The organism is Sodalis sp. RH19, from assembly GCF_047324215.1.
Classification (GTDB): domain Bacteria; phylum Pseudomonadota; class Gammaproteobacteria; order Enterobacterales; family Enterobacteriaceae; genus Acerihabitans.
In genome coordinates, this window is record NZ_CP178734.1 from 4,175,056 (window position 1) to 4,201,471 (window position 26,416).

Consider the following 26,416-nt stretch of genomic DNA (forward strand, 5'->3'; position numbering starts at 1 on the left):
TCAGTTAATCCAGTTTTCAATCAGCAAACCCTCGACCCGGCTGAATTCCGCCGGGTTGTTGGTGACGACGACCAAACCCTCGCTGCGGGCATGGGCCGCGATATGCACCTCGTTTACCCCTATCGGCAGGCCCGTCTGTTCCAGATGGGCCAGGATATCGCCATAATGCCGCGCCGCTTTCGCGCCATACCCCAGGACTTCCATGCGCGAAACAAAACTCTCCACCGCCCGGTAATTGCGCGCCGCATCCGCGCTTTTTTCCGCGGCGTGCATCAGCTCGGCCAGCGTAATGGACGATAACACCATGCGCCCCGCATTGGCGTTAAACAGGTCGAGCATCTCAAGCGGACGCCGTTTTATCACGTAGATGACAAAATTCGTCTCGAGCATATATTTATACATTAAAAGGACTCACGCTCAGGTTGCGGTTGAGAGGGTCTTTCCTCCGGAAAATCTTCCGAGACCGCCGGGTCGGTCAAAAAAAAGCTATCCCAGCGGTGCTGCGCGGGAGAGATAATCCGCTCATTCCCCACCGCGCGGACATTCACCACCTTCACATCATCGGCAAAGCGTAACTCAGCCGGGATGCGCACGGCCTGCGAGCGATTATTGATAAAGATTGTACTCGTGGACATCCAACCTCTCCTTTAGCCTGTTTATTCATCAAATTATACGTCATTACGGTATATAGCAAGTGTATATGGCAGGCAAGCGCCCGTGTGCAACGGGTTAATTTTACGCATCATTTTGGGGAGAAAACGGCTGCGGCGTCGTTGCGCGCACTAAAATGATGCAGGCGGACGCCTGGCGGCGTGGTTTTCTCCTGTGGCCGCGGTTCACGGGCTGGCGCGTTTTATGCATGGGTTGTCAATGGAGCTGCTAACGGGGTTTTATCAGCGTTGATGGGCCAGCAAAGGTAAACAGATGATTAAAATAAATCTTTCCGGGTCGCCCTTTTTTGATGAGATGCTGTTGGCCGACGGCGGACATCGCGGCCACTACGGCGCTTACTGGCAATGGCTGCAGCAGGCGGACCGGCAGGCCATTCAGCAGAAAAAAGAAGAAGCCGAGCTGTTGTTTCACCGGGTTGGCATTACCTTTAACGTCTACGGAGAAGAGGGCGGCACCGAGCGCTTGATCCCGTTCGACAGCGTGCCGCGCATTATCCCGGCCAAGGAGTGGGCCTGGATGGATCGCGGCATTCGCCAGCGGGTCAAGGCCCTGAACGCGTTCCTTTATGATATCTATCACGGGCAGAATATCCTAAAGGCGGGTATCGTGCCGACGGAACAGGTGCTGGCCAACGAACAATACCAGCCCTGCATGCAGGGGATCGATCTGCATAATAATACCTATGCGCATATCGTCGGCACCGATATGGTGCGCAACAGCGACGGGCACTATTATGTGCTGGAAGATAACCTGCGCACGCCGTCCGGCGTTTCCTATATGCTGGAAAACCGCAAAATGATGATGCGGCTTTATCCGGATCTGTTCGCCAGCCAGCATATCGCCCCCATCGAGCGCTATCCTTTCGACCTGCTGCAAACCCTGCGCGAAAGCACGGCGGTGGAAGACCCGACGGTGGTGGTGATGACGCCGGGGCGTTTTAACAGCGCCTACTTCGAGCACAGTTTCCTGGCGCAGCAGATGGGCGTGGAGCTGGTGGAGGCCGCCGATCTGTTCGTCAAACAGGGCGCGGTTTATATGCGCACCACCGAGGGACCGTGCAAGGTGGATGTGATCTACCGCCGTATCGACGACGCCTATATCGATCCGCTGGCCTTTCGCGCCGACTCCACGCTGGGCGTGCCCGGGCTGCTGTCGGTCTACCGCGCCGGCGGCGTGGTGTTGGCCAACGCGCTGGGCACCGGGGTGGCGGATGATAAATCCATTTATCCCTATGTGCCGGAGATGATCCGGTTTTATCTTTCCGAAGAGCCCATCCTCGGCAATATCCCCACCTGGCAGTGCCGCGATCCCAGCGCCCTGTCCTACGTGCTGGCCAACCTGGAAAAGCTGGTGGTGAAAGAGGTGCACGGCGCCGGCGGCTACGGCATGCTGGTGGGGCCGAAAGCCTCGCGCGCCGAACTGGCTGAATTCCGCCAGCGGCTGCTGGCCAACCCCAGCAACTATATCGCCCAGGAGACGCTTGCGCTGTCCACCTGCCCGACCTTTGTCGAGGAAGGCCTGGCGCCGCGCCATATCGACCTGCGGCCGTTCGCCCTGACCGGCGACGAGGTGCGGCTGGTGCCGGGCGGGCTGACCCGGGTGGCGCTGAACGCCGGCTCGCTGGTGGTGAACTCGTCCCAGGGCGGCGGCACCAAGGATACCTGGATTATGGAGGACGACGCATGCTAAGCAGAACCGCCAGCGAACTCTACTGGATGGCCCGATACCTGGAGCGGGCCGAGAGCATTGCCCGGGTATTGGACGTGACCTATAAGCTGTCGCTGATGCCGCTGCGCAGCCAGCAAAACGAGGATTTAACCCTGCCGCTTAACCTGACCGGCACCCACGAGCTGTTTGCCGAGCATTATCCCCGCCTGAGCATGACCAATCTGCTGAACTTTTTCGCCCTGGATCCCCACAATCCGAGCAGCATCTACAGCTGCTTCGAGGTGGCCTGGAACAACGCCCATGCGGTGCGCGGCAGCCTGTCATCCGAGGTGTGGGAAAGCATTAACGCCACCTGGATCGAAATGAAGCTGATGCGCGGCAAGGGCGTGGCCAAGGTGGGCACCGACGCGTTCTTTGACTGGGTCAAGGAACGGGCGCACCTGTTTCGCGGCGCCATGTTCGGCACCCTGCTGCGCAACGACGCCCTGTGTTTTATCCGCCTCGGCACGCTTATCGAGCGCGCCTACGCCACGGCGCAATTGCTGGGCGTCAAGGACCAGCAGCTGGATGCCGACTCCGATCCGGTGCGCGAATATTATCGCCTGGATACCCTGCTGCGCGCGGTCAGCGCCCGCGAGGCCTACCACAGCCTGTATAAACATCCCGTCAGCCGCGAAACGGTGGCCGAGCTGCTGGTGCTGCGCAACGATATGCCGCGCTCCCTGCGCGCCTGCGTGGGCGATGTGGTGCAGCAGCTGGAGCGGATCGGCGGCCAACGGGCCAATGTGCCCCGGCGGCTGGCCCATACCCTGAACGTGGAGCTGCGCTTCAGCACGCTGGATGAAGTGCTGGCGCTGGGGTTGCAGGCTTATATGATGCAATTCCAGGGCAAGATAAACGCGCTGGCGGAAAGCATTAACCATACGTATCTGGAGGCGTTATGAAACTGGCCGTCGATCACCTGACCCATTATCGCTACGATCACGAGGTCAAATTCAGCACGCAATACCTGCGCCTGACGCCGCAGAACACCGCCCGGCAACGGATTATGGAATGGTCGCTTAACCTGCCGGAGCAGGCGACGCAGGTTATCGACGGCTTCGGCAACCTGCAGCATGTGCTGACCCTCGACCGGCCGCATGAGGTGATCGCCATCCGCGCCAAAGGCGTGGTGGAGATTGCCGATAACAGCGAGGAAATCATGGAGGAATGCGGCCCGCTGTCGCCGCTGGTCTTCTTGCGTCCCAGCCCGCTGACGCGGGCGGACGAGGCCATCCGCACTTTCGCCGCGCGTTATTACCGCGCCGCCGCCGCGGACGAAAGCCTGCGCGAACTGATGGCGGAACTGCGCGAACGCATGCCCTATACCCCCGGCGCCACCCAGGTGCAGGATTCGGCGGCTAAAGTATTTGCCGCCCAGCACGGAGTCTGTCAGGATCATTCCCATGTATTCCTGGCCTGTTGCCGCAGCCTGCATATCCCCGCGCGCTACGTCAGCGGCTATATTTACAGCGAAGACACCAAACACGTGGCGATGCACGCCTGGGTGGAAGTGTGGCTGAACGAGCACTGGCAGAGTTTCGATATTACCAATAATACCTGTAACCCCAGCCAGCATCTGAAGCTGGCGGTCGGCTTCGATTATCTCGACGCCTGCCCGGTGCGCGGCTCGCGTATCGGCGGCGGCTACGAAGAGATGTTTTCAGAAGCGACGGTGGAGCAGACCGAGGGAAGCCGCCCGCCAGGCAAGGAGAGCCAGGCCGGCGCCCAACAACAATAACCTGCATAACGAGGATATATTTCTATGACCTACTGCGTGGCGATGCGCCTGTCGGACGGACTGGTGTTTGCCTCCGACTCCCGTACCAATGCCGGAGTGGATCATATCTCGACCTTCCGCAAGCTGCATGTCCTGCATCAGGACAGCGAGCGCACGCTGGTGCTGCAAAGCGCCGGCAACCTGGCGACCACCCAGAGCATCATCAACCTGCTGCGGCTGCGCACCCGGGATATGGAACGGCCGAACCTGCTGACCGTGCCCACGCTGTTCGACGCCGCCAGCCTGATTGGCGAAACGGTGCGGGAAGTTATTTTCCGCGACAGCAGCGCGCAGCAAAGCGGTTCCAGCACCGATTTCAGCTGCAGCATCCTGCTGGGCGGGCAAATCGCCGGCGAAGGGCCCCGGCTGTTCCATATCTACCCGGAGGGCAATTTTATCGAGGCCACGGAAGATACCCCCTACTTTCAGATTGGCGAGAGCAAATACGGCAAACCGATTATCGACCGGGTATTGTCCTTTGACACCCCCCTGGAACAGGCCATGTGCTGCGCGCTGATTTCCATCGATTCGACGCTGCGCAGCAACCTGTCGGTGGGCCTGCCGCTGGATGTGATGATCTATCGCCGCGACAGCTTCGCCAGCGACGAGCAGTATCGCATTACCGAGCAGCACCCCTACTTCGCCACTATCCGCAAAGCCTGGGCCGAAGGACTGCTCAACACTTTCCTGCAGCTGCCGCCGCTGAAGCTGGCGGAGAATTAGCCGGCGCGGGACGAGGCTTGGCGCCGGCGTGCGCTTATTGCCAGCCATACCGGCGCACGAACCAGCCTTTCATGGACTGGACCAGCGCCATATAGCCGGCGAGTATCGCCACCAGCCAGGGCCAGTAGCCGCCCGGCAGCGCCTGCAGGTGCAGGAATCCGGCCAGCGGCGTAAAGGTCATGCCGACGGTGGCGGCGATGACCGCCAGGGTGGTGATGCCAAGCTGCCAGGACGGGCGACTGTGCAAAAACGGTATTTTACGCGTGCGCAGCATATGCACCACCAGGGTTTGCGACAGCACGCCCACCACAAACCAGCCGGTCTGGAACAGAGTCTGTTGCTCGGGCGTGTTGGCTTTGAATACCCACCACATCAGGCAAAAGGTCAGGATATCGAAGATGGAGCTAATGGGGCCGAAAAACACCATAAAACGCCCCAGGTCCCCGCTGCGCCACCGTTGCGGGCGCCGTAGCTGCTCCTCGTCCACCTTATCGAACGGGATGGCAATCTGCGAGATATCATAAATCAGGTTCTGCACCAGCAGATGCAGCGGCAGCATCGGCAGGAACGGTAAAAAGGCGCTGGCCACCAGCACGCTGAAGACATTGCCGAAGTTGGAGCTGGCGGTCATGCGGATATACTTCATCATATTGACGAAGGTGCGCCGGCCCTCGATTACGCCCGCCTCCAGCACCATCAGGCTTTTCTCCAGCAGGATGATATCCGCCGCCTCCTTGGCGATGTCCACCGCCGAGTCCACCGAGATGCCGATATCCGCCGCGCGCAGGGCCGGCGCGTCGTTAATGCCGTCGCCCATAAACCCCACCACGTGCCCTTCCCGGCGCAGGGCGCCGACAATGCGCGCTTTTTGCAGCGGCGTCAGTTTGGCGAACACCGTGGTCGCCCGGGCGATAAGCGCCAGCTGCCTGTCGTCCATGCCCTCGATCTCATCGCCGGTCAGCACCCGGTCGACCGCCAGGCCGACGTCCCGGCAGACCTTGGCCGCCACCCGTTCGTTATCGCCGGTGAGTATCTTCACCGTGACGCCGTGCCTGGCCAGCGCCTCCAGCGCCGGCGCGGTGCTTTCTTTCGGCGGGTCGAGAAAGGCGATATAACCTTCGAGGACCAGATCCGCCTCATCCAGCCGGCTGAAGTCGCCGCGTTCCATGGCGACGGGTTTACCGGCCACCGCCACCACCCGCAGCCCTTGCAGCGACAGCTCGCCGGCCACGGCGCTGATTTGCGCCAGCAACGCGGCGCCGAGCGGCACGATATCGTCGCCGTGGCGCACCCGGCTGCAAACGCCCAGCACCTCCTCCAGCGCGCCTTTACAGATAAGCCGCGCCTGGCCGTCGTCGGCGCCGACAATCACCGACATCCGGCGGCGCTCAAAATCAAAGGGGATTTCGTCGATTTTGCGCCACCGCGCCTGCGCCAGGCCGGCGTCTTCCTGCGCCATTTTTTCCAGCACCGCCTTATCCAGCAGGTTTTTCAGGCCGGTCTGGTAGAAGCTGTTCAGCCAGGCGTTTTGCAGCACCCGCTCACAGCGCTTGCCGAACGCATCGGTATGGCTGGCCAGCACAATTTTATCCTGGGTCAGCGTGCCGGTTTTATCGGTGCACAGGATATCCATCGCGCCGAAGTTCTGGATGGCGTCCAGCCGCTTGACGATCACCTTCTGGCGCGAGAGCTGCACCGCCCCCTTCGCCAGGGACGAAGTGACAATCATCGGCAGCATTTCGGGCGTCAGGCCCACGGCCACCGAGAGCGAAAACAGCGCCGCTTCCCACCAGTCGCCTTTGGTAAAACCGTTCACCAGCAACACCACCGGCGTCATGACCAGCATAAAGCGGATCAGCAGCCAGCTGACCCGGCTGATGCCCAGCTGGAACGCGTTTGGCGGCGCGCATTGCGCCGTGGACTGGCCGGCAAGCTGACCGAACCAGGTGCTATCGCCGGTACCGATGACCAGCGCCTGCGCCGTGCCGCTTACCACGTTGGTGCCCATAAAACACAGGTTGCCGCATTCCAGGGGATTGCGCCCGGCCTCCCCAGCGACGCCGGCTTTTTTTTCCACCGGCAGCGCTTCGCCGGTCAGCGCCGCCTGGCCGATAAACAGATCCCGGGCATGCAGGATGCGTAAATCCGCCGGGATCATATCCCCGGCGGACAGTTTGACGATATCCCCCGGCACCAGGCTGGCCATGGCGATCTCCTGGTACACGCCGCTGCCGCCCGGCCCGTCGGCGCGCAGTACCGTGGCGGTATTGCTCACCATGGCCTTGAGCGCGTCGGCGGCCTTGTTGGAGCGCGCCTCCTGGATAAAATTAAGCAGGGTGGCAATCATCACCATCAGGGCGATCACCCCGGCGGCAATAATGTCATCGGTGCCGTAGGACACGATGCCCAGCACCGTCAGCAGGATATTGAAGGGATTGCGATAGCAGGACCATAAGTGCCGCCGCCAGGTCAGCGGCTGCTCGGCGGCCACGCTGTTCAGGCCATGCCGCCGGTGCGCGATGGCGACGCCGGCCGCGTCCAGGCCCTGCGGGCCGCTGGCGAAACGCGCGTAGAGTTCCGCTTGCGTGGCCTGCGCGCACTCCAGGCAAGCGCGGGTCAGGGCGGCGGGCACAGTGCGGCTGGCGCCGGCTTTCAGCCCATCCAGCATCAGGTCGCGCTGGAACAGGCGGCGGGGCAAATGATGATAGAGCCGCGTAAAAAGTTGACGTGCGTAAAGTGTAATCATGATGCTGTCTTCCGTGCCGATCCGGACGAATACCGCCGGGCAGGGCAAAAAGTTCATCAGCAGAAGAGCGTCGCTTCTGCCTGCCGTTTATCATCCGGCAAGGCAGGCACGAAAAAGCGCAGGGGCTTTACCGGATGGGAGAATAACAATCAGGGTTGGGTACGGGGTCCATACAGGTGATCCACCTCCGGTGAGACAAAAAACATGCGGTTATCGACAAATCCGCCCGCGGGAAGACGAAACTACTGTCCCTGGCGCGGCAACTTCTTTAGGGTAGGTAACGTCAGGCATAAACTGTATTGCAGGCAGCCGCGTTTATTTCCTGGCGGACTATACGGCCCCAGACATCAACGAAAAATAAACAACTATGCGTTTGCCGGCTGATAATTGAACCCTTTGGCCGCGACAGCACATTTTGCCCCGTTGCCAGGCAATCGTTATACCGTCACGACGAAAAACAACCGGGAGACCAGCGCATCGACAATCATAACGACACCGGCGGCAGGCCGGCTGCGGGGCGGAGGCTAGCATGACGGTCCCGTGGTGGCGCAACGGCGTTATTTACCAGATTTACCCGAAAAGTTTTCAGGACAGCACCGGCAATGGCTGCGGCGATCTGGCCGGGATCACCCGGCGTCTGGATTACCTGCACCAGTTGGGAGTGGATGCGCTGTGGCTGACGCCTGTCTATCGCTCGCCCCAGGTGGACAGCGGTTATGATATTGCCGATTATTACGCCATCGACCCGGCCTACGGCACGATGGCGGATTTTGACGCGCTTGTGGCCGGCGTCCACCGGCGGGGCATGCGCATCATTATGGATATGGTGCTTAATCACAGCTCCACTTCCCATCCCTGGTTTATCGCCTCGAAAGACCCGCACGGCCCGTACCGCTCCTATTACTTCTGGCGCGACGGCCGGGACGACGGCCCGCCCAATAACTGGCTGTCAAAATTCGGCGGCAGCGCCTGGCACCAGCCGGCGCCGGGCGGACAATACTACCTGCATTTGTATTCCCGGGAGCAGGCGGACCTGAACTGGGCGCATCCGCCGCTGCGCGCGGAGCTGAAAAATATCTGCCGGTTTTGGGCCGATCGCGGTATCGACGGCCTGCGCCTGGACGTGATCAACGTGATAGCCAAGCACCCGCGGCTGCCCGATGCGCCCGGGGGCGACGGCCGGCCTTTTTATACCGATCTGCCGCAGGTGCAGGATTATCTGCGCGAGATGAACCGGGAAATCTTTACGCCGCTGGCGCTGACGACGGTGGGGGAAATGTCGTCCACTTCCCTGGAGAAATGCCGCCAGTACGCCAATCTCAACGGCGAACAGCTGTCCATGGCCGCCCATTTCCATCACCTTAAAGTGGATTACGCCGACGGAGAAAAATGGGCGCTGGCGCCGCCGGATTTTGTGCTGCTCAAGCAGATATTCAACCGCTGGCAACGGGGGATGCACCGCCACGCCTGGAACACGCTGTTTTGGTGTAATCACGATCAGCCGCGCATCGTTTCCCGCTTCGGCGACGAGGGCGAGCTGCGGGTCGTCTCGGCCAAGATGCTGGCCATGACGCTGCACGGCATGCAGGGAACGCCGTTTATCTTCCAAGGCGAGGAACTCGGCATGACCAACCCCGCGTTCAGCGCCATTACCGACTACCGCGACGTCGAAAGCCTGAATATGTATGCCGACGCCATGGCGCGTGGCCTGGGCCGCCAGCAGACGCTGGACGTCCTGGCCGCCCGATCCCGCGACAACAGCCGCACGCCGATGCAATGGGATGACGGCGTCAACGCCGGGTTCAGCACCGGCACGCCGTGGATTGCCGGCGCCGGCAATGCCGCCCGGATCAACGCGCGGGCCGCCCTGGCCGACGCGGATTCGGTATTTTATTGTTATCAGCGGCTGATTGCGCTGCGCAAAACCCTGCCGATCCTGACGGAGGGGGATTATCGCGACCTGAGCCCGGCGCACCCCGCGCTTTGGCATTACCGGCGCGCCTGGCGCGGCCAGCGGCTGCTGGTGCTGGCGAATCTGGGCCGGCAACCGCAGCAGTGGCAGCCGGCAACCGCCTGGCGCGGCCCGTGGCGGCGGCTGATGAGCAATTATGCCGATACGCCCCACTCGCCGGAGCCGCTGACATTGCGGCCTTATGAGGCGGTTTTCTGGCTGCGGGAATAATCATGCGCGCGGATAAAACCCGCCGGTCGCCCCGCCCGCCCGTCGGTAACGACGACCGGAAAATCGCGCGAAAAATTTTTTTACGCCCCAAGCCGCCCCGGGGGAAATTTATTGATTTATTTTCAGCGGCATAAACCGCGACGGCCCGTTTATCGGCTAAAAACCGCGCTGTACAACTCTTCGACCACGGGTCGATTTTATTGCGTTAGGTCAAGTTTAGTGACATCTGACTAGCTCATACTCTACATCTAGTGGCATTATTGATTATAACAAACTAGATATAGTGTTTACCTTCTCTACCGCTGGTATCGCGCCCGGCCAGGCCCGCCGGGAAAACGGCCGGTAAAAGAAGGAAACACCTAACCCGCCCCCAGGCGTAAAGGAGTCGCATCGTGAAACCGGTAGTGATCAAACGAGACGGTTGTCAGGTCAATTTCGATGAGCAACGGATTTACCAGGCTATAATGCATGCCGCGCAGGCCGCCGGTGTTCAGGATAACGATTATTGCGCCACCGTCGCCGCCCTGGTGGGCCAGCAGATGAATTCCCGCTCCCATGTCGATATCCGCGATATCCAGGACGCGGTGGAAAACCAGCTGATGGCGGGGCCGCATAAAACGCTGGCCCGTTTGTATATCGAATACCGCCACGATCGTGACGTCGCCCGTGAACAACGCGGCCGCCTGAACCAGGAAATCCGCGGCCTGGTCGAGCAGAGCAATATGGCGCTGCTCAACGAAAACGCCAATAAAGACAGCAAGGTCATCCCCACCCAGCGCGATCTGCTGGCCGGCATCGTCGCCAAGCATTACGCGCGCCAGCACATTCTGCCGCGCGACGTGGTGCTGGCCCATGAACGCGGCGAAATCCATTACCACGACCTGGATTACGCGCCGTTCTTCCCGATGTTCAACTGTATGTTGATCGATCTGGAAGGTATGCTGACCAAAGGCTTTAAAATGGGCAACGCGGAAATCGAGCCCCCCCGCTCCATTTCCACCGCCACGGCGGTAACCGCGCAGATTATCGCCCAGGTGGCCAGCCATATCTACGGCGGCACCACCATTAACCGGATCGACGAGATCCTGGCGCCCTACGTGGCCGCCAGCTACGACAAACATCGCAATACCGCCACGAAGTGGAAGATTCCCGACGCGGAAGGGTATGCCCTGTCGCGCACCGAAAAAGAATGTTACGACGCTTTCCAGTCGCTGGAATATGAAGTCAATACCCTGCATACCGCCAACGGCCAGACGCCGTTCGTCACCTTCGGTTTTGGCCTGGGCACCAGCCGTGAATCGCGCCTGATCCAACAATCCATCCTGCGCAACCGCATTGCCGGGCTGGGTAAAAACCGTAAAACCGCCGTTTTCCCGAAGCTGGTGTTCGCCATTCGCGACGGCCTGAACCATAAATTCAGCGATCCCAACTATGATATCAAGCAGTTGGCGCTGGAATGCGCCAGCAAACGCATGTACCCGGATATCCTGAATTACGATCAGGTGGTGAAGGTTACCGGTTCATTTAAGACGCCGATGGGCTGCCGCAGCTTCCTCGGCGTTTACGAGGAGAACGGCAGGCAGATCCACGACGGGCGCAACAACCTGGGCGTTATCAGCCTCAACCTGCCGCGCATCGCCCTGGAGGCCAAACGGGACGAAGCCCGTTTCTGGCAATTGCTGGATGAACGCCTGGTGCTGGCGAAAAAAGCGCTGATGACCCGTATCGCCCGGCTTGACGGCGTCAAGGCCCGCGTGGCGCCGATCCTGTATATGGAAGGGGCCTGCGGCGTGCGCTTGAAAGCCGATGACGACGTGGCCGACATTTTCAAGAACGGCCGGGCTTCCATTTCGCTTGGCTATATCGGCGTGCATGAAACCATTAACGCCCTGTTCGGCGGCCAGACCCATGTCTATGACGATCAGGCGTTGCGCGCGAAGGCCGTGTCCATCGTGGCCCACCTGAAGGCGGCCACCGACCGCTGGAAAGAAGAGACCGGCTACGGCTTCAGCCTGTACAGCACGCCGAGCGAAAACCTGTGCGACCGCTTCTGCCGTCTGGACGCCGCCGAGTTCGGCATCGTCGAAGGCGTGACCGATAAGGGCTATTACACCAACAGCTTCCACCTTGACGTGGAAAAGCAGGTCAATCCTTACGACAAGCTGGATTTTGAAGCGCCCTATCCCCCGGTCTCCAACGGCGGGTTTATCTGCTACGGCGAATATCCGAACCTGCAGCATAACCTGAAAGCGCTGGAAGACGTCTGGGACTATAGCTATACCCGGGTTCCCTACTACGGCACCAACACGCCCATCGACGAATGCTACGAGTGCGGTTTTACCGGCGAGTTTTCCTGTACCAGCAAAGGCTTTACCTGCCCGAAATGCGGCAATCACAATCCGGCCAAAGTGTCGGTAACCCGCAGGGTGTGTGGTTATCTCGGCAGCCCGGACGCGCGGCCGTTCAACGCCGGCAAGCAGGAAGAGGTGAAACGGCGGGTGAAACATCTGCCCGACGGCCAGCTGGGCTGACAGGGATGAATTATCACCAGTATTACCCGGTGGATGTGATTAACGGCCCCGGCACGCGCTGTACGCTGTTTGTGTCCGGCTGCGTGCACCAATGCCCGGGCTGTTATAACAAAAGCACCTGGCGGCTTAACTCCGGGGTGCCCTTTACCCCGGCCATGGAAGACCGGATTATCGCCGATTTACAGGATACCCGTATCCACCGCCAGGGGCTGACGCTCTCGGGCGGCGATCCGCTGCATCCGCAGAATCTCTCCGCCGTGCTGCAACTGGTGCGGCGCGTGCGCGCCGAGTGCCCGGCCAAGGATATCTGGGTCTGGACCGGTTACCGGCTGGCGGAATTAACCGACGCCCAGCAGGAGGTGGCCGCGTTGATAAACGTGCTGATCGACGGTAAATTTATCCAGGCGCTGCGGGACCCGGCGCTGATCTGGCGCGGCAGCAGCAACCAGGTGGTGCATCATCTGCGTTAACATCCGCCATCATCCGCGCAACCGTCGCGCTTACGCCGCATCGCGGCGGGCATCGCGGCTCACCCCCTGATTTGTCAGTTAGTGCAAATTACCCTTGCCAGTTTTTGCTTATCAAGTAAAAATTGATGCGCATCAATAAGCTGTCCGGGCTTTTCGCGTTCACTTAAGCCGACCGGCGCCTTTTCCGCGCCGGGATTGCCAAACAAGGGAATTATCGTGTCCTCCGCTTCAGTAACAGAATTCATGGTCAAGCTACGCTGCCGCAGGCGGCGGGTGTTCGCTATGATTCTGCTGGCCTTTTGGCTGTTACTGAACGCCCAGCTGGCGCTGGCCAGCCACCAGTGCTCAATGCCGGTTACCGCGCTGCCGGCGGCCCTTGAGCATAGCGAGCATATGCTGCATGACAATATGCCTTCGCAGCAGCGCGCCGCCGCGCCCGGGTTATTATGCGATAAGCACTGCGTGCCGGATTCCGCGCAAAAAGACACCCAGCACGCGCCGTTCGTGGTCCTGCCCAGCCAAACCGATCTCCAGGTGGCCGAGTGGCGCGACGAACCGCGCCTGCCGGATGTCGCCTGGCTTACCCCGCCCATAGCAGGGCCGCCGGCGGAGATTCAATTCTGCCGGTACCGGTTATAGATCCTGACATAACGCCAACGGTTGCCGTCGCCTGAACGCGACGGTAGTGGATGACTTATGTTCAGGAATCAATGCAATGCGCACATTATTTATTGTTGTTCTCTCCGCTGTTTCTGTTTTTGCCTTGCCCGCGTTTGCCGACGACATGGCCGGTATGGGCGATATGCCCGGTATGCATCATGATCACGGCGTCACGGCCGCGTCAAACGTTAACACCTCCCCCGCCGACTACCATGCAAGCGGCATTATCAAGCGCTGGGATAACCAGCATGTGGCTATCGCCCATCAGGCCATTGCGGCGCTGAAATGGCCGCCGATGACCATGACCTTCGCCGTGCCGGCCGACCTGGACGCAGGAAAGCTGGCCGCCGGCACGCAGGTGGATTTCAGTTTCCGCCAGGACGCCCAGGGCTATACGCTCACCGCCATTCATTCTCTCCAGCAGTAAGCGAGGATCGTTATGTTGCTACCATGCTCCTCCCGGACGTGGCTGGTCCTCATGCTGTTCGTTTCCGCCGCGGCTCCCGCGGCGCAAATGAGCCTGGATGAGACGCTGGCCCGGGCCGAACGCTATTCGGCGGATCTTTCCGCCAACCTTCATCAGCGCCAGGCGCTGGAAAATATGGCCGATTCCGCCCTGCAGCTGCCCGACCCCAAGCTGAAATTCGGCATTGATAACCTGCCGGTGGGCGGCGGCAATGCCCGGCGTTTTACCCGTGAAGACATGACCATGCAGCGCATCGGCGTCATGCAGGATTATGTCAGCAGTACCAAACGCGAACGCAAAGCGGACGCGATCAGGGCCGAGGCGGCCTCCACCGCCGCCGGTTATCAAAACCTGCGCGCGCAGCTGCAGCGGGATACCGCCCAGGCCTGGCTGGATTTGGCCCTGTCGCAACAGGCGGTCGAGGCGGCGACCCATCTGCTGACGGAAAGCGAACGGCAGATTGCGGTGCAGAAGGCGGCGATAGCCGGCGGGAGCAGCGCCGGCGCGGTGCTGGACGGCCGCCTGGTGGTGATCGATATGCGCGATGCGCTTACCGACGCGCAGCGGGACGTGGCGATGGCGCAGGCGCGCCTGATGCAGCTGACCGGCATCGATCGTATCCAGACCGCCGGCCCCCTGCCGCGGTTCGACCGCCTGCCGGCCGATCCGCAGGCACTGGCCCAGGGTGTGAACCAGCATCCTGAAATAGTGCAGGCGCGGCGCGAGGCGGAAGTCTCGCAGGCCCGCTCCGCGCAGTCGGCGGTGGCGGCGATTCCGGATGTCGGCGTGGAAGTGTATTACGGCAAGCGCGACAGCGGCCGCGACGATATGGCCGGCATTATGTTTACCGTCGATCTGCCGCTGTTCCAGTCGCAACGGCAGGATAAGGATCATGCCGCCGACCAGTCGCGTACCTTCGAGGCCAACGATCGCCTGGCGCAGACCATTCGGGATCATACCGCGCAGCTGAATATCCTGGTGGCCCAGTACCAGGCCGCCCAGGCCCGCTGGCTGCGGCAGCGGGACGAGGTACTGCCGCTGCAAAAGCAGCGACTGCAGCTGATGCAGGCGCAGTATCGCGCCGGCAGCGCCACGCTCGCCGAACTGCTGGGCGCACGCAGCGCCCTGCTGGCCAGCGAGCAGAATGAAACCCGCGCCGCCAGGGAACTGGCGCAAAGCTGGGCCGCCATTCGTTATCTTATCCCGCAGGAGAACAGGTCATGAACCGTATTACCACCGGACGTACCGTCGCCGTCGTCCTGGCCCTGGCCGCGCTCTGCGCCGCCTTTGCCGCCGGTTATTTCCTGCGCCGGCCGCCGGAAGCGGCAAGCACGCCGGCCCAGGCCAATCCCGCGGCCGACAGCGGCCGCCGGGTACTGTATTGGTACGACCCCATGTCGCCGGCACAGCGCTTTGATAAACCCGGCAAATCGCCGTTTATGGATATGCCGTTGACGCCGCGTTATGCCGACGAGACGCAGCAGGACGGCGGAGTAACCGTCAGCGCCCGCCAGCAGCAAAACCTGGGCGTGCGCCTGGGCACGGTGGCATTGAGAACCGTGCAGCCGCGTTTCGAGGCGTTCGGCACCGTCAGCATTGACGATCGGGGAATACAGGTGATACCGGCGCGCGCCAACGGTCTGGTGGAAAAACTCTATGTCCGCGCCGAGCAGCAGTTGGTGAAAAAGGACCAGCCGCTGGCGCGGCTGTGGATTCCGGAATGGAGCGCCGCCCAGCAGGAGTATCTGGCGGTGCGGCATTTGGGGGATGCGTCGCTCACCGCCGCGGCGCGCCAGCGTCTGCAACTGCTGTTTATGCCGGAGGACATTATCCGCGCTATTGAAAAAACCGGCCGGCCGCAAACCCGTATCGAAGTACGGGCGCCGGAGCAGGGTTTTATCAGCCGCCTGGAGGTGCGCGAAGGCAGCCAGGTCGGCACGTCCCAGGCGATGTTTGAACTCAGCTCGCTCGATCCGGTCTGGGTGGTGGTGGATTATCCTGAATCCCAAGCCGGGGCCCTCCAGCCCGGCAGCGATATCCAGGCCACGACGTCACGCTGGCCGGGGGACCTGTTTCACGGCCGGATTGCGGAAATGCTGCCGGTGGTGGATAACGCCACCCGCACCTACCGGGCGCGCATCGCGCTGGAAAATCATGACGGCAAGCTGCAGCCCGGCATGTACCTTAACATCCGCCTGGCGCAGGCGGCGCGGGGCGAAACGGTGTTGACCATGCCGCAGGACGCGCTGATCCAGACCGGCAGCCGCAATACCGTGCTGCTGGCCAAGGGCGACGGGCATTTCACCCCGGTAAGCGTTATCGCCGGCCGGGAGTTCGGCGACTGGGTGGAAGTGCGTAAAGGGCTGGCCGCCGGCGATCGGGTGGTCACCTCGGGCCAGTTCCTGATTGATTCCGAAGCCAGCCTGCGCAGCGCTCTGCCGCAGATGGCGGACGATACGGACGCTTCATCGCCGCCGGCAACCGGCGTAAATCCTGGCGCCGGCGCGGATGATGCCCCCCCGTCCGCCGCTACGCCGGCTGACAGCGCCGCGACGCAATCGCCGCCGCCCGGCGCCGCGCAGGAATATGCCACTGAGGGCGTTATCGACGCGGTTAACGGCGAAATGGCGACGTTGTCGCACCATGCCGTGCCCGGCCTGAACTGGCCGCCGATGACCATGGATTTTATCCTGCCCGCGGGCGGACTGCCCAAGGGCATCGCCGTCGGCAGCCGTGTCATGTTCCACTTTACGCTTGACGACAGCGGTGCGCGCATCACCCAAATGATGCCGCTGGGGAGTGCCAAATGATCGCCTTTATCATTCGCTGGTCGCTGCGCAACCGTCTGCTGGTACTGCTGGCCGCCGGGCTGCTGACCGCCTGGGGCATCTGGTCTTTGCAGCGTATGCCGGTGGACGCGCTGCCCGACCTGTCCGACGTACAGGTGATTATCCGCGTCAGTTATCCCGGCAAGGCGCCGCAGGTGGTGGAGGATCAGGTGACCTATCCGCTGACCACCACCATGCTGTCGGTGCCTGGCGCCACCACCGTGCGCGGCTTCTCGATGTTTGGCGACGCCTATGTCTATATCCTGTTCGCGGACGGCACCGATCCCTACTGGGCGCGCTCTAGGGTGCTTGAGTATCTCAGCCAGGTGCAGTCTACGCTGCCGGCGGAGGCCAAGGCCAGCCTTGGGCCGGACGCCACCGGCGTCGGCTGGGTCTATGAATACGCGCTGGTGGATAAAACCGGGCGCCACAGCCTGGCCGATCTGCGCGCCATCCAGGATTGGGTGCTGAAATTCGAATTAAAAACCGTGCCGAACGTGTCGGAAGTGGCCAGCGTCGGCGGCATGGTGCGCCAATACCAAATCCTGCTGAAACCGGACCGGCTGCGGGCGCTTAACCTGTCTCATCAGCAGGTCATCGACGCGGTTAAGCAAGCCAACCAGGAGGGCGGCGGATCGGTACTGGAAATGAGCGAGGCCGAATATATGGTGCGCGCCGCCGGTTACCTTAAAACCCCGGAGGATTTTGATCATATCGTCATCACCTCGCGCGGCGGCGTGCCGGTGTTGCTGTCCGATGTGGCCGATATCCGCCTGGGTCCTGAAATGCGGCGCGGCGTGGCCGAACTGAACGGCGAGGGGGAAGTGGCCGGCGGCATTGTTATCATGCGCTATGGCAAAAATGCGCTGGAGACCATCAACGCGGTCAAACAAAAGCTGAACGAGGTGCGCCGCAGCCTGCCGCCAGGGGTGCAAATCGTGCCGGTCTATGACCGTTCCAGCCTTATCAAGCAGGCCATAGAAACCCTCTCCCATAAGCTGCTGGAAGAGTTTATCGTCGTGGCGCTGGTGTGCAGCCTGTTCCTGTTTCACTTCCGTTCGGCGCTGGTGGCGATCATCACCCTGCCGCTGGGCATCCTCGGCGCCTTTATCGTCATGCATTACCAGGGGGTTAACGCCAATATCATGTCGCTCGGCGGCATCGCCATCGCCATCGGCGCCATGGTGGACGCGGCGATAGTCATGATTGAAAATATGCACAAGGTGCTGGAAAAATGGCGGCACGATCATCCCGGACAGACGCCGAAAAGCGAGGATTACTGGGAAATCTCCGCCCGCGCATCCACCGAGGTGGGGCCGGCGCTGTTTTGCAGCCTGCTGATCATCACCCTGTCCTTTATTCCGGTATTTTCACTGGAGGCGCAGGAGGGCAAGATGTTCGGCCCGCTGGCGTTCACCAAAACCTATGCCATGGCGATCTCGGCGGGACTGGGCATTACCCTGGTGCCGGTATTGATGGGGTACTTTATCCGTGGGCGTATTCCGGACGAACACGCCAACCCGCTCAACCGGGGGCTAATCCGCATGTATCAGCCGCTGCTGGACAAGGTTTTGGCGTGGCCGAAAACCACGCTTGCCCTGTCGCTGGCGCTGCTGGTGGTCACCCTGCTGCCGCTCAGCCGCCTGGGCACCGAGTTTATGCCGGCGCTGGACGAGGGGGATTTATTATATATGCCCTCCACGCTGCCCGGCATATCGGCGCGGGAAGCCGCCCGGCTGTTGCAGCAAACCGACCGGCTGATTAAAACCGTGCCGGAAGTGGCCACTGTTTTCGGCAAGGCGGGACGCGCCGAAACCGCCACCGACCCGGCGACGCTGACCATGCTGGAAACCACCATCCATTTCAAGCCCAGGGATCAATGGCGGCCCGGCATGACCACCGATAAGCTGGTGCAGGAACTGGACCGGACGGTGTCGCTGCCGGGGGTAGCCAATATCTGGGTGCCCCCCATCCGCAACCGGCTCGATATGCTGGCCACCGGGATTAAAAGCCCGGTGGGGATCAAAGTGAACGGCAATAATATCGAGCAGGTCGAGGCGGTGGCCCAGCAGATCGAACGGGTGGTGAAAAACGTCCCAGGCGTCACCTCCGCGCTGGCGGAACGGCTCAACGGCGGGCGCTATATCGATATCAATATCGATCGGGTGCGCGCCGCCCGCTACGGCGTGTCGGTGGGTGAACTGCAGTCTATCGTGGCGGCGGTTATCGGCGGTGATAATATCGGCGAGACCATTGAAGGCCGCGAACGTTTCCCCATCAACGTACGTTATCCGCGCGAGCTGCGCGACTCGGTGCAGAAACTGCGCGACTTGCCGGTAGTGACTGCCGGGGGCGCGCAGGTCAGTCTGGCCGATCTGGCGGATATCCGCGTCAGCGAAGGCCCGCCGATGCTGAAAAGCGAGAACGCCCGCCTGTCGGACTGGATCTACGTCGATTTACGCGGCCGCGATCTCAAATCCGCCGTGCAGGAAATGCAGCGGACGGTGGCGCAGCAGGTCAAGCTGCCGGAAGGCGTCTCGTTAAGCTGGTCGGGGCAATTTGAATACCTGGAGCGCGCCAGCGCCAAGCTGAAAATCGTGCTGCCCTTTACGCTGGCGATTATTTTTGTCCTGCTCTATGTCACCTTCGGCCGGGTCAGGGACGCGCTGCTGATTATGGGCACGCTGCCCTTTGCCCTGATAGGCGGCGTCTGGCTGCTTTACCTGCTGCATTATAATCTGTCGGTGGCGGCGGCGGTGGGCTTTATCGCCCTGGCGGGGGTGGCGGCGGAATTCGGGGTGATTATGGTGCTGTACCTTAATCATGCCATGGAAAACCATCGCACCGGCAACGAACCGCTCAGCGAGGCTCAACTGCTGGCGGCCATCCGCGAAGGCGCGGTGCTGCGCGTACGCCCCAAGGTGATGACGGTGGCCACCATCATGGCCGGGCTGCTGCCCATCATGTGGGGGGGCGGCGTCGGATCCGAGGTGATGCAACGCATCGCCGCGCCGATGATCGGCGGCATGGTCAGCGCGCCGCTGCTGTCGATGCTGGTGATCCCGGCGCTGTATCGTCTATTGCACCGCAAAGGTTAACGCACCCACGGCACGCTGGGCCCGCCATCACCAGACCGACAGAAGTCGTGTTAAAGGGAGAGCATGCCGATGGGGTCGAATCGGGCGTGCTTTTCCCGCCCGACCGAGCGCCCCATGGCAGGGTATGCCCGCCAACACCCATCTCAAAGCAAACGTGTTAAAGGGAGAGCGTGCCGATGGGGTCGAATCGGGCGTGCTTTTCCCGCCCGACCGAGGCCCCATGGCAGGGTATGCCCGCCAACACCCATCTCAAAGCAGACGTGTTCAAGGGCGAGCGTGCCAATGGGGTCGAATCGGGCGTGCTTTTCCCGCCCGACCGAGCGCCCCATGGCAGGGTATGCCCGCCAACACCCATCTCAAAGCAAACGTGTTAAAGGGAGAGCGTGCCAATGGGGTCGAATCGGGCGTGCTTTTCCCGCCCGACCGAGCGCCCCATGGCAGGGTATGCCCGCCAACACCCATCTCAAAGCAGACGTGTTAAAGGGAGAGCGTGCCAATGGGGTCGAATCGGGCGTGCTTTTCCCGCCCGACCGAGCGCCCCACGGCACGCTGGGCCCGCCGTCACCAAACCGACAGAAGGCATGTTAAAGGGAGCGCGCGCCGCCTTCAGAAGGGCGTCGCGGCCGACGCCTTCAGCATCAGTACCTGCTGTTCATACGCCAGGGCCTTATCGCTATCGAACTGGTTTTCCCACTTGGCTATCACCAGCACCGCCAGCGCGTTGCCCACCACGTTCAGGGCGGTACGAGCCATATCCAAAATGCGATCGACGCCGGCGATAAACGCCAGCCCCTCCAACGGAATACCCACGCTGCCAAGCGTCGCCAACAGCACCACAAAAGACACCCCCGGCACGCCGGCAATCCCCTTCGACGTCACCATCAGGGTCAACACCAGCACGATTTCCTGGCCGATGGACAGATCGATACCATACAGCTGGGCGATAAAAATAGCCGCGATGCTCTGGTACAGCGTGGAACCGTCCAGGTTAAAGGAATACCCGGTCGGCACCACAAAACTGGTGATTGCCGCAGGCGCGCCATAGGCTTCCATCTTCTCGATAATACGCGGCAGCACGCTTTCCGAACTGGCGGTGGAATAGGCCAGGATCAGCTCCTCCTTCAGGATGCGGATCAGCGTCCAGATGCGCAAATGGCACAACCGCGCCACCAGCCCCAACACCACCAGGGCAAAAAACAGGATTGCGGCATACACCAACAGCACCAGCTTGGCCAGCGGCAGCAGCGAGGCAAAACCAAAATTGGCCACCGTCACCGCAATCAAGGCGAATACCCCCACCGGCGCATAGCGCATGATCATATGGGTCACTTTAAACATGGTCTCGGCCACGGCCTTAAACACATTAAGCAGCGGCGTCTTGGTTTCGCCGGGCAAAGCCGCCAGACCCAAACCGAACAACACTGAGAAAAAAATAATCGGCAGCATATCGCCGCGCGCCATGGCGGCGAAAATATTCGGCGGGATCAGCGAAAGCAGCGTGCCCACCAGGCTATGGTTGCCGCTTTGCACCTGTTCCGTGGTCTTTTCATATTGGGAAATATCCACCGCCGCAAGCGTGGACATATCAATCCCGTGCCCCGGCTGGAACACGTTGGCAAGCGTAATGCCCAACACAATGGCAAGGGTGGTGATAATCTCGAAATAAACAATGGTCTTCAGGCCCAAGCGTCCAAGCTTTTTCGCATCGCCGACGCCCGCAATGCCCACAATCAGCGTGGAGATAACAATAGGCACCACGATCATCTTGATAAGACGGATAAAAATATCGCCCGCCGGCGCAAGAATATTGCCGATAAACCATACCCTGGCTTCAATCTGGTTATGCAGCAACGCCCCGGCGCCGATGCCCAGGATCAGGGCCAGGAGAATTTGCCAGGCAAGACTAATTTTTAACTTTTTCATAACATTTACAATTTCCCGAAGTGATTCCGTCGTGGCCGATTGCGGCCTGAATACGTCGTCGCGCGCATTTTTTAGCGCCCTGTCATCGGACGCGGCGGAGCCTGTTTACAGACTGCCTAAAAAAAAGGACGTCACTCTGTACCATCTTGAAAAGCCCGAATGCAAGCGCTGATTTATAGGGAGTTGGCGACGATTTAACTTATTGCGGTGGAATTAGGCCTACTATCTCATATAACCGTTTGTTATAATTTGATAAATTTTATCCATTTACGCATTATAATCAGGTTTACCCTTCTCTTTTCGGTCCTTATTTTTCTTTTTTGGCGCTTTAATGGGCGATGAAAAAGCGACCAAAAAAATATTTATGTATGATAAATAAACTCCCTACAAACGGACAAAAAGTTCAGTTCGCGGCAGATTTTTGTACGCTGAGGTAAAACCTCAGTTTTGCTGCGTGATCTAACGCGCAAAAAAGAAACAAAGCCCTCAGGGCAGGTTCAATTAACCCTCGCTTGACATATTATTAACAAATCCAAGGAGGAAACCATGAGCCATCCCCATACGTACCCGATTCCCGACGCGATTGCGCAACGCGCCCTGTTATCCCAGGAGCAATATCGCCAGCTTTATCAACAGTCTGTCACCGACCCCGATACCTTCTGGGGTGAACAGGGCAAGATTATTGATTGGATCACGCCTTACCAAAGGGTGAAAAATACCTCTTTCGACCCCGGCCACGTGCGAATCCGCTGGTTTGAAGACGGAACCCTCAATGTATCCGCCAACTGCCTGGACCGGCACCTGGCGGAACGCGGCGATCAGACCGCCATTATCTGGGAAGGGGACGACGCCCGCGAAAGCGAGACCCTGACCTACCGGCAACTGCATCAGGCGGTGTGCCGCTTCGCCAATGTACTGAAAGAGCAAGGCGTCGCCAAAGGCGATGTGGTGGCGATTTACATGCCCATGGTGCCGGAAGCGGCGGTGGCGATGCTGGCCTGCGCCCGTATCGGGGCGATACATTCGGTGATCTTCGGCGGCTTTTCCCCCGAGGCCATTGCCGGACGGATTGTCGACTCCAGCGCCAAACTGGTGATCACCGCCGACGAAGGCATTCGCGCCGGGCGCAAGATCCCCTTGAAAAAGAATATCGACGACGCGCTGAAAAACCCGACGGTAAAAACCATAGAACGGGTAATTGTCTTTAAGCGCACCGGTAAAGACATCGACTGGACCGAGGGGCGCGATCTCTGGTGGCATGATGCGGTGGCGCGCGCCGCTGACGACTGCCCGCCGGCGGCAATGAACGCCGAGGATCCGCTGTTTATCCTTTACACCTCCGGCTCGACCGGTAAACCCAAAGGCGTGCTGCATACCAGCGGCGGTTACCTGGTCTACGCCGCCATGACCTTTAAATATGTCTTTGATTATCATCCCGGCGATATTTACTGGTGCACCGCCGACGTGGGCTGGGTAACCGGCCACAGCTATTTGCTTTACGGCCCGCTGGCCTGCGGCGCCATCACCCTGATGTTCGAAGGGGTGCCGAACTGGCCCGACGCCCGGCGCATGGCCCAGGTGGTGGATAAACACCAGGTCAATATCCTGTACACGGCGCCGACCGCCATCCGCGCGCTGATGGCCGAGGGCGACAAGGCCATCGAGGGCACCAGCCGCGCATCCCTGCGCATCATGGGGTCGGTGGGCGAACCCATCAACCCGGAAGCCTGGGAATGGTATTACCATAAAATCGGCAACGCCAAATGCCCAATCATGGATACCTGGTGGCAAACCGAAACCGGCGGTTTCATGATCACGCCCTTGCCGGGGGCCGTGGCGCTGAAGGCCGGCTCCGCCACACTGCCGTTTTTTGGCGTCCAGCCCGCGCTGGTGGATAACGGCGGCGCTATCCAGGAAGGCGCCGGCGAGGGAAACCTGGTGATCACCGATTCCTGGCCGGGGCAGGCGCGCACCCTGTATGGCGATCACGACCGCTTCGAGCAAACCTATTTTTCCACCTTTAAAGGCATGTATTTCAGCGGCGACGGGGCCAGGCGCGATGAAGACGGTTATTTCTGGATCACCGGCCGGGTGGACGATGTGCTGAATGTGTCCGGCCACCGCCTCGGCACCGCGGAAATCGAGTCGGCGCTGGTATCGCATCCGAAAATCGCCGAGGCGGCGGTGGTCGGTATTCCGCATGCGATCAAAGGCCAGGCTATTTACGCCTACATCACCCTTAACCACGGCGAAATGCCCACCGCCGAACTGTATAACGAGGTACGCAGTTGGGTGCGCAAGGAAATTGGCTCCCTCGCCACCCCGGATATCCTGCACTGGACCGATTCATTGCCTAAAACCCGCTCCGGCAAGATTATGCGCCGCATCCTGCGCAAAATTGCCGCCGGCGACACCAGTAATCTGGGCGACACCTCGACGCTTGCCGATCCGGGCGTCGTTGAAAAGCTGTTAGAAGAAAAACAATCCATGGATATGCCTTCATAAAAACTCCGCCGTCTCCGGACGGCGCTTTCCGATCTTTACCTCTACCCTACTGGAGAGTCCCTGATGAATGACGTCATTTATCAAAGGATAGCGAGTAACCCACACTTCAAGGAACTGGTGGCCAAACGACAGCATTTCGCGGTGCTGCTCTCGTTGATAATGCTTATGATCTACTATGGTTTTATCATGCTGATCGCCTTTGCGCCGGGCTGGCTGGGCACGCCGATCCATGAGGGGACCAGCATCACGCGCGGTATCCCGATAGGTGTCGGCATTATCATCCTCTCATTTGTCCTGACCGCGGTTTATGTCATCCGCGCCAATGGCGAATTTGAACGCCTGACCCAACAGCTCCTGCGCGAGGTACGGTACGATGCATAAATTCATCAGATTCCCCGCGGGCTTGCTGTTGGCCGTTCCCCTGCTGGCACAGGCGGCGCCGGGGGACCGGCAGCCGCTGAACATCCAGGCCATCATCCTGTTCGTGCTGTTTGTCGCCATGACGCTGTATATCACCTATTGGGCCTCGAAACGGACCCGCTCGCGCAAGGACTATTACACCGCCGGCGGCAATATCACCGGCCTGCAAAACGGTCTGGCCATCTCCGGCGACTATATGTCGGCGGCGTCGTTTCTCGGTATTTCCGCGCTGGTGTATACCTCGGGTTATGACGGCCTGATCTATTCGCTGGGTTTCCTGGTCGGCTGGCCGATTATCCTGTTCTTGATCGCCGAACGGCTGCGCAACCTCGGCCGCTACACCTTTGCCGACGTGGCTTCCTACCGCCTTAAGCAAATGCCGATTCGTACCCTGTCCGCCTGTGGTTCGCTGGTGGTGGTGGCGCTGTACCTGATTGCCCAGATGGTGGGCGCGGGTAAGCTTATCCAGCTGCTGTTCGGCCTGAATTACCATGTGGCGGTGGTGCTGGTCGGCATCCTGATGGTGATGTATGTGCTGTTCGGCGGCATGCTGGCCACCACCTGGGTGCAGATTATCAAAGCGGTGCTGTTGCTGGCGGGGGCCACGTTTATCGCGCTGATGGTGATGAAAACCGTCCACTTCAGTTTTGACACGCTGTTTTCCGAGGCCATGAAGGTGCATAGCAAAGGCGCCGCCATCATGCGCCCCGGCGGGCTGGTCTCCGATCCCATCTCCGCGCTCTCGCTGGGACTGGCGCTGATGTTCGGCACCGCCGGCCTGCCCCATATCCTGATGCGCTTTTTTACCGTCAGCGACGCCAAGGAAGCGCGCAAGAGCGTGCTCTACGCCACCGGTTTTATGGGTTATTTTTACTTTTTAACCTTTATCATCGGCTTCGGCGCTATTTTGCTGGTCGGCGCCAACCCGGTGTTTAAGGACAGCTCCGGCGCGTTATTGGGCGGCGCCAATATGGCGGCCATCCACCTGGCGAACGCCGTGGGCGGCAACTTCTTCCTGGGCTTTATCTCGGCGGTGGCTTTCGCCACTATCCTTGCGGTGGTGGCGGGACTGACCCTGGCCGGGGCGTCGGCGGTTTCCCACGATCTTTACGCCAGCGTCATCAAGCGCGGCAACGCCACCGAACGCGACGAGCTCAGGGTGTCAAAAATCACCGTGGTGATCCTGGGCATCGTCGCCATTGCGCTGGGCATTGCCTTTGAAAAGCAGAACATCGCCTTTATGGTCGGGCTGGCCTTCTCCATTGCCGCCAGCTGTAACTTCCCCATTATCCTGCTGTCGATGTACTGGTCGAAGCTCACCACGCGCGGAGCCATGGTGGGCGGCTGGCTGGGGTTGATTACCGCCGTGATGCTGATGATCCTGGGGCCGACCGTCTGGGTGCAGGTGCTGGGCCATGCCGCGCCGATTTATCCGTATGAATATCCGGCGCTGTTCTCGATGCTGGTGGCGTTTATCGGTATCTGGGTGTTTTCGATTACCGATACCTCGGCGCAGGGCGCCAGCGAGCGCGCGCTGTTCTTCGCCCAGTTTATCCGCTCGCAGACCGGCGTGCGCGAACCCAACGCCGTGCGGCCGGAAACACCGGCCCCGGCCGCATTCAAAAAGGCCTGATCGCGGCGGCGGTAAAGGTGTCGCTTGCGACCGCCGGTGGGGTTTCTATCGCCTAGGCAGGGTTACGCGTGC

Annotated in this window: 19 protein-coding genes; 15 read left to right on the forward strand and 4 right to left on the reverse strand. The window is 60.6% G+C overall.

The window, feature by feature from the left end; translation table 11 throughout:
* Both vapC and vapB read right to left on the reverse strand, forming a co-directional pair.
* The gene (gene vapC, locus ACL2XF_RS18835; protein ID WP_410012540.1) at positions 1 to 402 is read right to left on the reverse strand and encodes a tRNA(fMet)-specific endonuclease VapC; all 402 of its coding nucleotides are present in this window, start codon (positions 400 to 402) and stop codon (positions 1 to 3) included.
* Complete coding sequence (vapB, locus tag ACL2XF_RS18840) at positions 402 to 635, reverse strand: type II toxin-antitoxin system VapB family antitoxin (protein WP_410012541.1); 234 nt, start codon at positions 633 to 635, stop codon at positions 402 to 404. The genes vapC and vapB overlap by 1 nt, the downstream gene beginning before the upstream one ends.
* 289 nt (positions 636 to 924) lie before the next feature.
* Between vapB and ACL2XF_RS18845 the strand changes: the two genes are divergently transcribed.
* The 4 genes from ACL2XF_RS18845 to ACL2XF_RS18860 are packed head-to-tail and all read left to right on the forward strand — an operon-like array spanning position 925 to position 4,882.
* A complete protein-coding gene (locus ACL2XF_RS18845) occupies positions 925 to 2,361 on the forward strand; it encodes a circularly permuted type 2 ATP-grasp protein (protein ID WP_410012542.1) in 1,437 nt (478 codons plus the stop codon).
* Positions 2,355 to 3,284: an alpha-E domain-containing protein gene (locus ACL2XF_RS18850; protein WP_410012543.1), complete on the forward strand. Its 930-nt coding sequence runs from the start codon at positions 2,355 to 2,357 to the stop codon at positions 3,282 to 3,284. The genes ACL2XF_RS18845 and ACL2XF_RS18850 overlap by 7 nt, the downstream gene beginning before the upstream one ends.
* Entirely contained in the window at positions 3,281 to 4,120 is an 840-nt protein-coding gene (locus ACL2XF_RS18855; protein ID WP_410012544.1) for a transglutaminase domain-containing protein, read from the forward strand. The genes ACL2XF_RS18850 and ACL2XF_RS18855 overlap by 4 nt, the downstream gene beginning before the upstream one ends.
* Before the next feature lie 24 nt (positions 4,121 to 4,144).
* Positions 4,145 to 4,882: a peptidase gene (locus tag ACL2XF_RS18860; protein WP_410012545.1), complete on the forward strand. Its 738-nt coding sequence runs from the start codon at positions 4,145 to 4,147 to the stop codon at positions 4,880 to 4,882.
* A 34-nt stretch (positions 4,883 to 4,916) separates the two neighbouring features.
* Here ACL2XF_RS18860 and mgtA read toward each other — a convergent pair whose 3' ends face one another.
* Positions 4,917 to 7,628, reverse strand: coding sequence for a magnesium-translocating P-type ATPase (gene mgtA, locus ACL2XF_RS18865; RefSeq protein WP_410012546.1), 2,712 nt, complete (start codon positions 7,626 to 7,628; stop codon positions 4,917 to 4,919).
* A gap of 529 nt (positions 7,629 to 8,157) precedes the next feature.
* On the opposite strand from mgtA, the gene ACL2XF_RS18870 reads away from it, so the two are divergent.
* From ACL2XF_RS18870 to ACL2XF_RS18905, 8 genes are all read left to right on the forward strand, one after another.
* Entirely contained in the window at positions 8,158 to 9,810 is a 1,653-nt protein-coding gene (locus ACL2XF_RS18870; protein WP_413727344.1) for an alpha,alpha-phosphotrehalase, read from the forward strand.
* A 392-nt stretch (positions 9,811 to 10,202) separates the two neighbouring features.
* Complete coding sequence (gene nrdD, locus ACL2XF_RS18875) at positions 10,203 to 12,341, forward strand: anaerobic ribonucleoside-triphosphate reductase (protein WP_413727345.1); 2,139 nt, start codon at positions 10,203 to 10,205, stop codon at positions 12,339 to 12,341.
* A 5-nt stretch (positions 12,342 to 12,346) separates the two neighbouring features.
* Positions 12,347 to 12,811 carry an anaerobic ribonucleoside-triphosphate reductase-activating protein gene (gene nrdG, locus ACL2XF_RS18880; RefSeq protein ID WP_410012549.1) on the forward strand — a complete coding sequence of 155 codons (465 nt, stop codon included), beginning with the start codon at positions 12,347 to 12,349 and terminating at the stop codon, positions 12,809 to 12,811.
* A gap of 282 nt (positions 12,812 to 13,093) precedes the next feature.
* Positions 13,094 to 13,450 (forward strand): hypothetical protein, encoded by a 357-nt coding sequence (locus ACL2XF_RS18885; RefSeq protein ID WP_410012550.1) that lies wholly within the window; start codon positions 13,094 to 13,096, stop codon positions 13,448 to 13,450.
* A 76-nt stretch (positions 13,451 to 13,526) separates the two neighbouring features.
* Entirely contained in the window at positions 13,527 to 13,898 is a 372-nt protein-coding gene (locus tag ACL2XF_RS18890; protein ID WP_413721886.1) for a copper-binding protein, read from the forward strand.
* A 12-nt stretch (positions 13,899 to 13,910) separates the two neighbouring features.
* Positions 13,911 to 15,161: a TolC family protein gene (locus ACL2XF_RS18895; protein ID WP_413727346.1), complete on the forward strand. Its 1,251-nt coding sequence runs from the start codon at positions 13,911 to 13,913 to the stop codon at positions 15,159 to 15,161.
* On the forward strand, positions 15,158 to 16,747 hold the full coding sequence (locus tag ACL2XF_RS18900; protein WP_413727347.1) for an efflux RND transporter periplasmic adaptor subunit: 1,590 nt from the start codon (positions 15,158 to 15,160) through the stop codon (positions 16,745 to 16,747). Before ACL2XF_RS18895 ends, ACL2XF_RS18900 begins: the two co-directional genes overlap by 4 nt.
* Positions 16,744 to 19,863 (forward strand): efflux RND transporter permease subunit, encoded by a 3,120-nt coding sequence (locus tag ACL2XF_RS18905; protein ID WP_410012554.1) that lies wholly within the window; start codon positions 16,744 to 16,746, stop codon positions 19,861 to 19,863. The genes ACL2XF_RS18900 and ACL2XF_RS18905 overlap by 4 nt, the downstream gene beginning before the upstream one ends.
* Before the next feature lie 606 nt (positions 19,864 to 20,469).
* Here ACL2XF_RS18905 and gltP read toward each other — a convergent pair.
* The gene (gene gltP / locus ACL2XF_RS18910) at positions 20,470 to 21,786 is read right to left on the reverse strand and encodes a glutamate/aspartate:proton symporter GltP (protein ID WP_410012555.1); all 1,317 of its coding nucleotides are present in this window, start codon (positions 21,784 to 21,786) and stop codon (positions 20,470 to 20,472) included.
* Between the two features lie 546 nt (positions 21,787 to 22,332).
* Here gltP and acs point away from each other — a divergent pair.
* The 3 genes from acs to ACL2XF_RS18925 all read left to right on the forward strand — a co-directional run bounded on the left by acs (position 22,333) and on the right by ACL2XF_RS18925 (position 26,344).
* A complete protein-coding gene (acs, locus tag ACL2XF_RS18915; RefSeq protein WP_413727348.1) occupies positions 22,333 to 24,291 on the forward strand; it encodes an acetate--CoA ligase in 1,959 nt (652 codons plus the stop codon).
* Between the two features lie 63 nt (positions 24,292 to 24,354).
* On the forward strand, positions 24,355 to 24,672 hold the full coding sequence (locus tag ACL2XF_RS18920; protein ID WP_413727349.1) for a DUF485 domain-containing protein: 318 nt from the start codon (positions 24,355 to 24,357) through the stop codon (positions 24,670 to 24,672).
* Positions 24,665 to 26,344: a cation acetate symporter gene (locus ACL2XF_RS18925; RefSeq protein WP_413721881.1), complete on the forward strand. Its 1,680-nt coding sequence runs from the start codon at positions 24,665 to 24,667 to the stop codon at positions 26,342 to 26,344. Before ACL2XF_RS18920 ends, ACL2XF_RS18925 begins: the two co-directional genes overlap by 8 nt.
* The last annotated feature ends 72 nt before the right edge of the window (positions 26,345 to 26,416 follow it).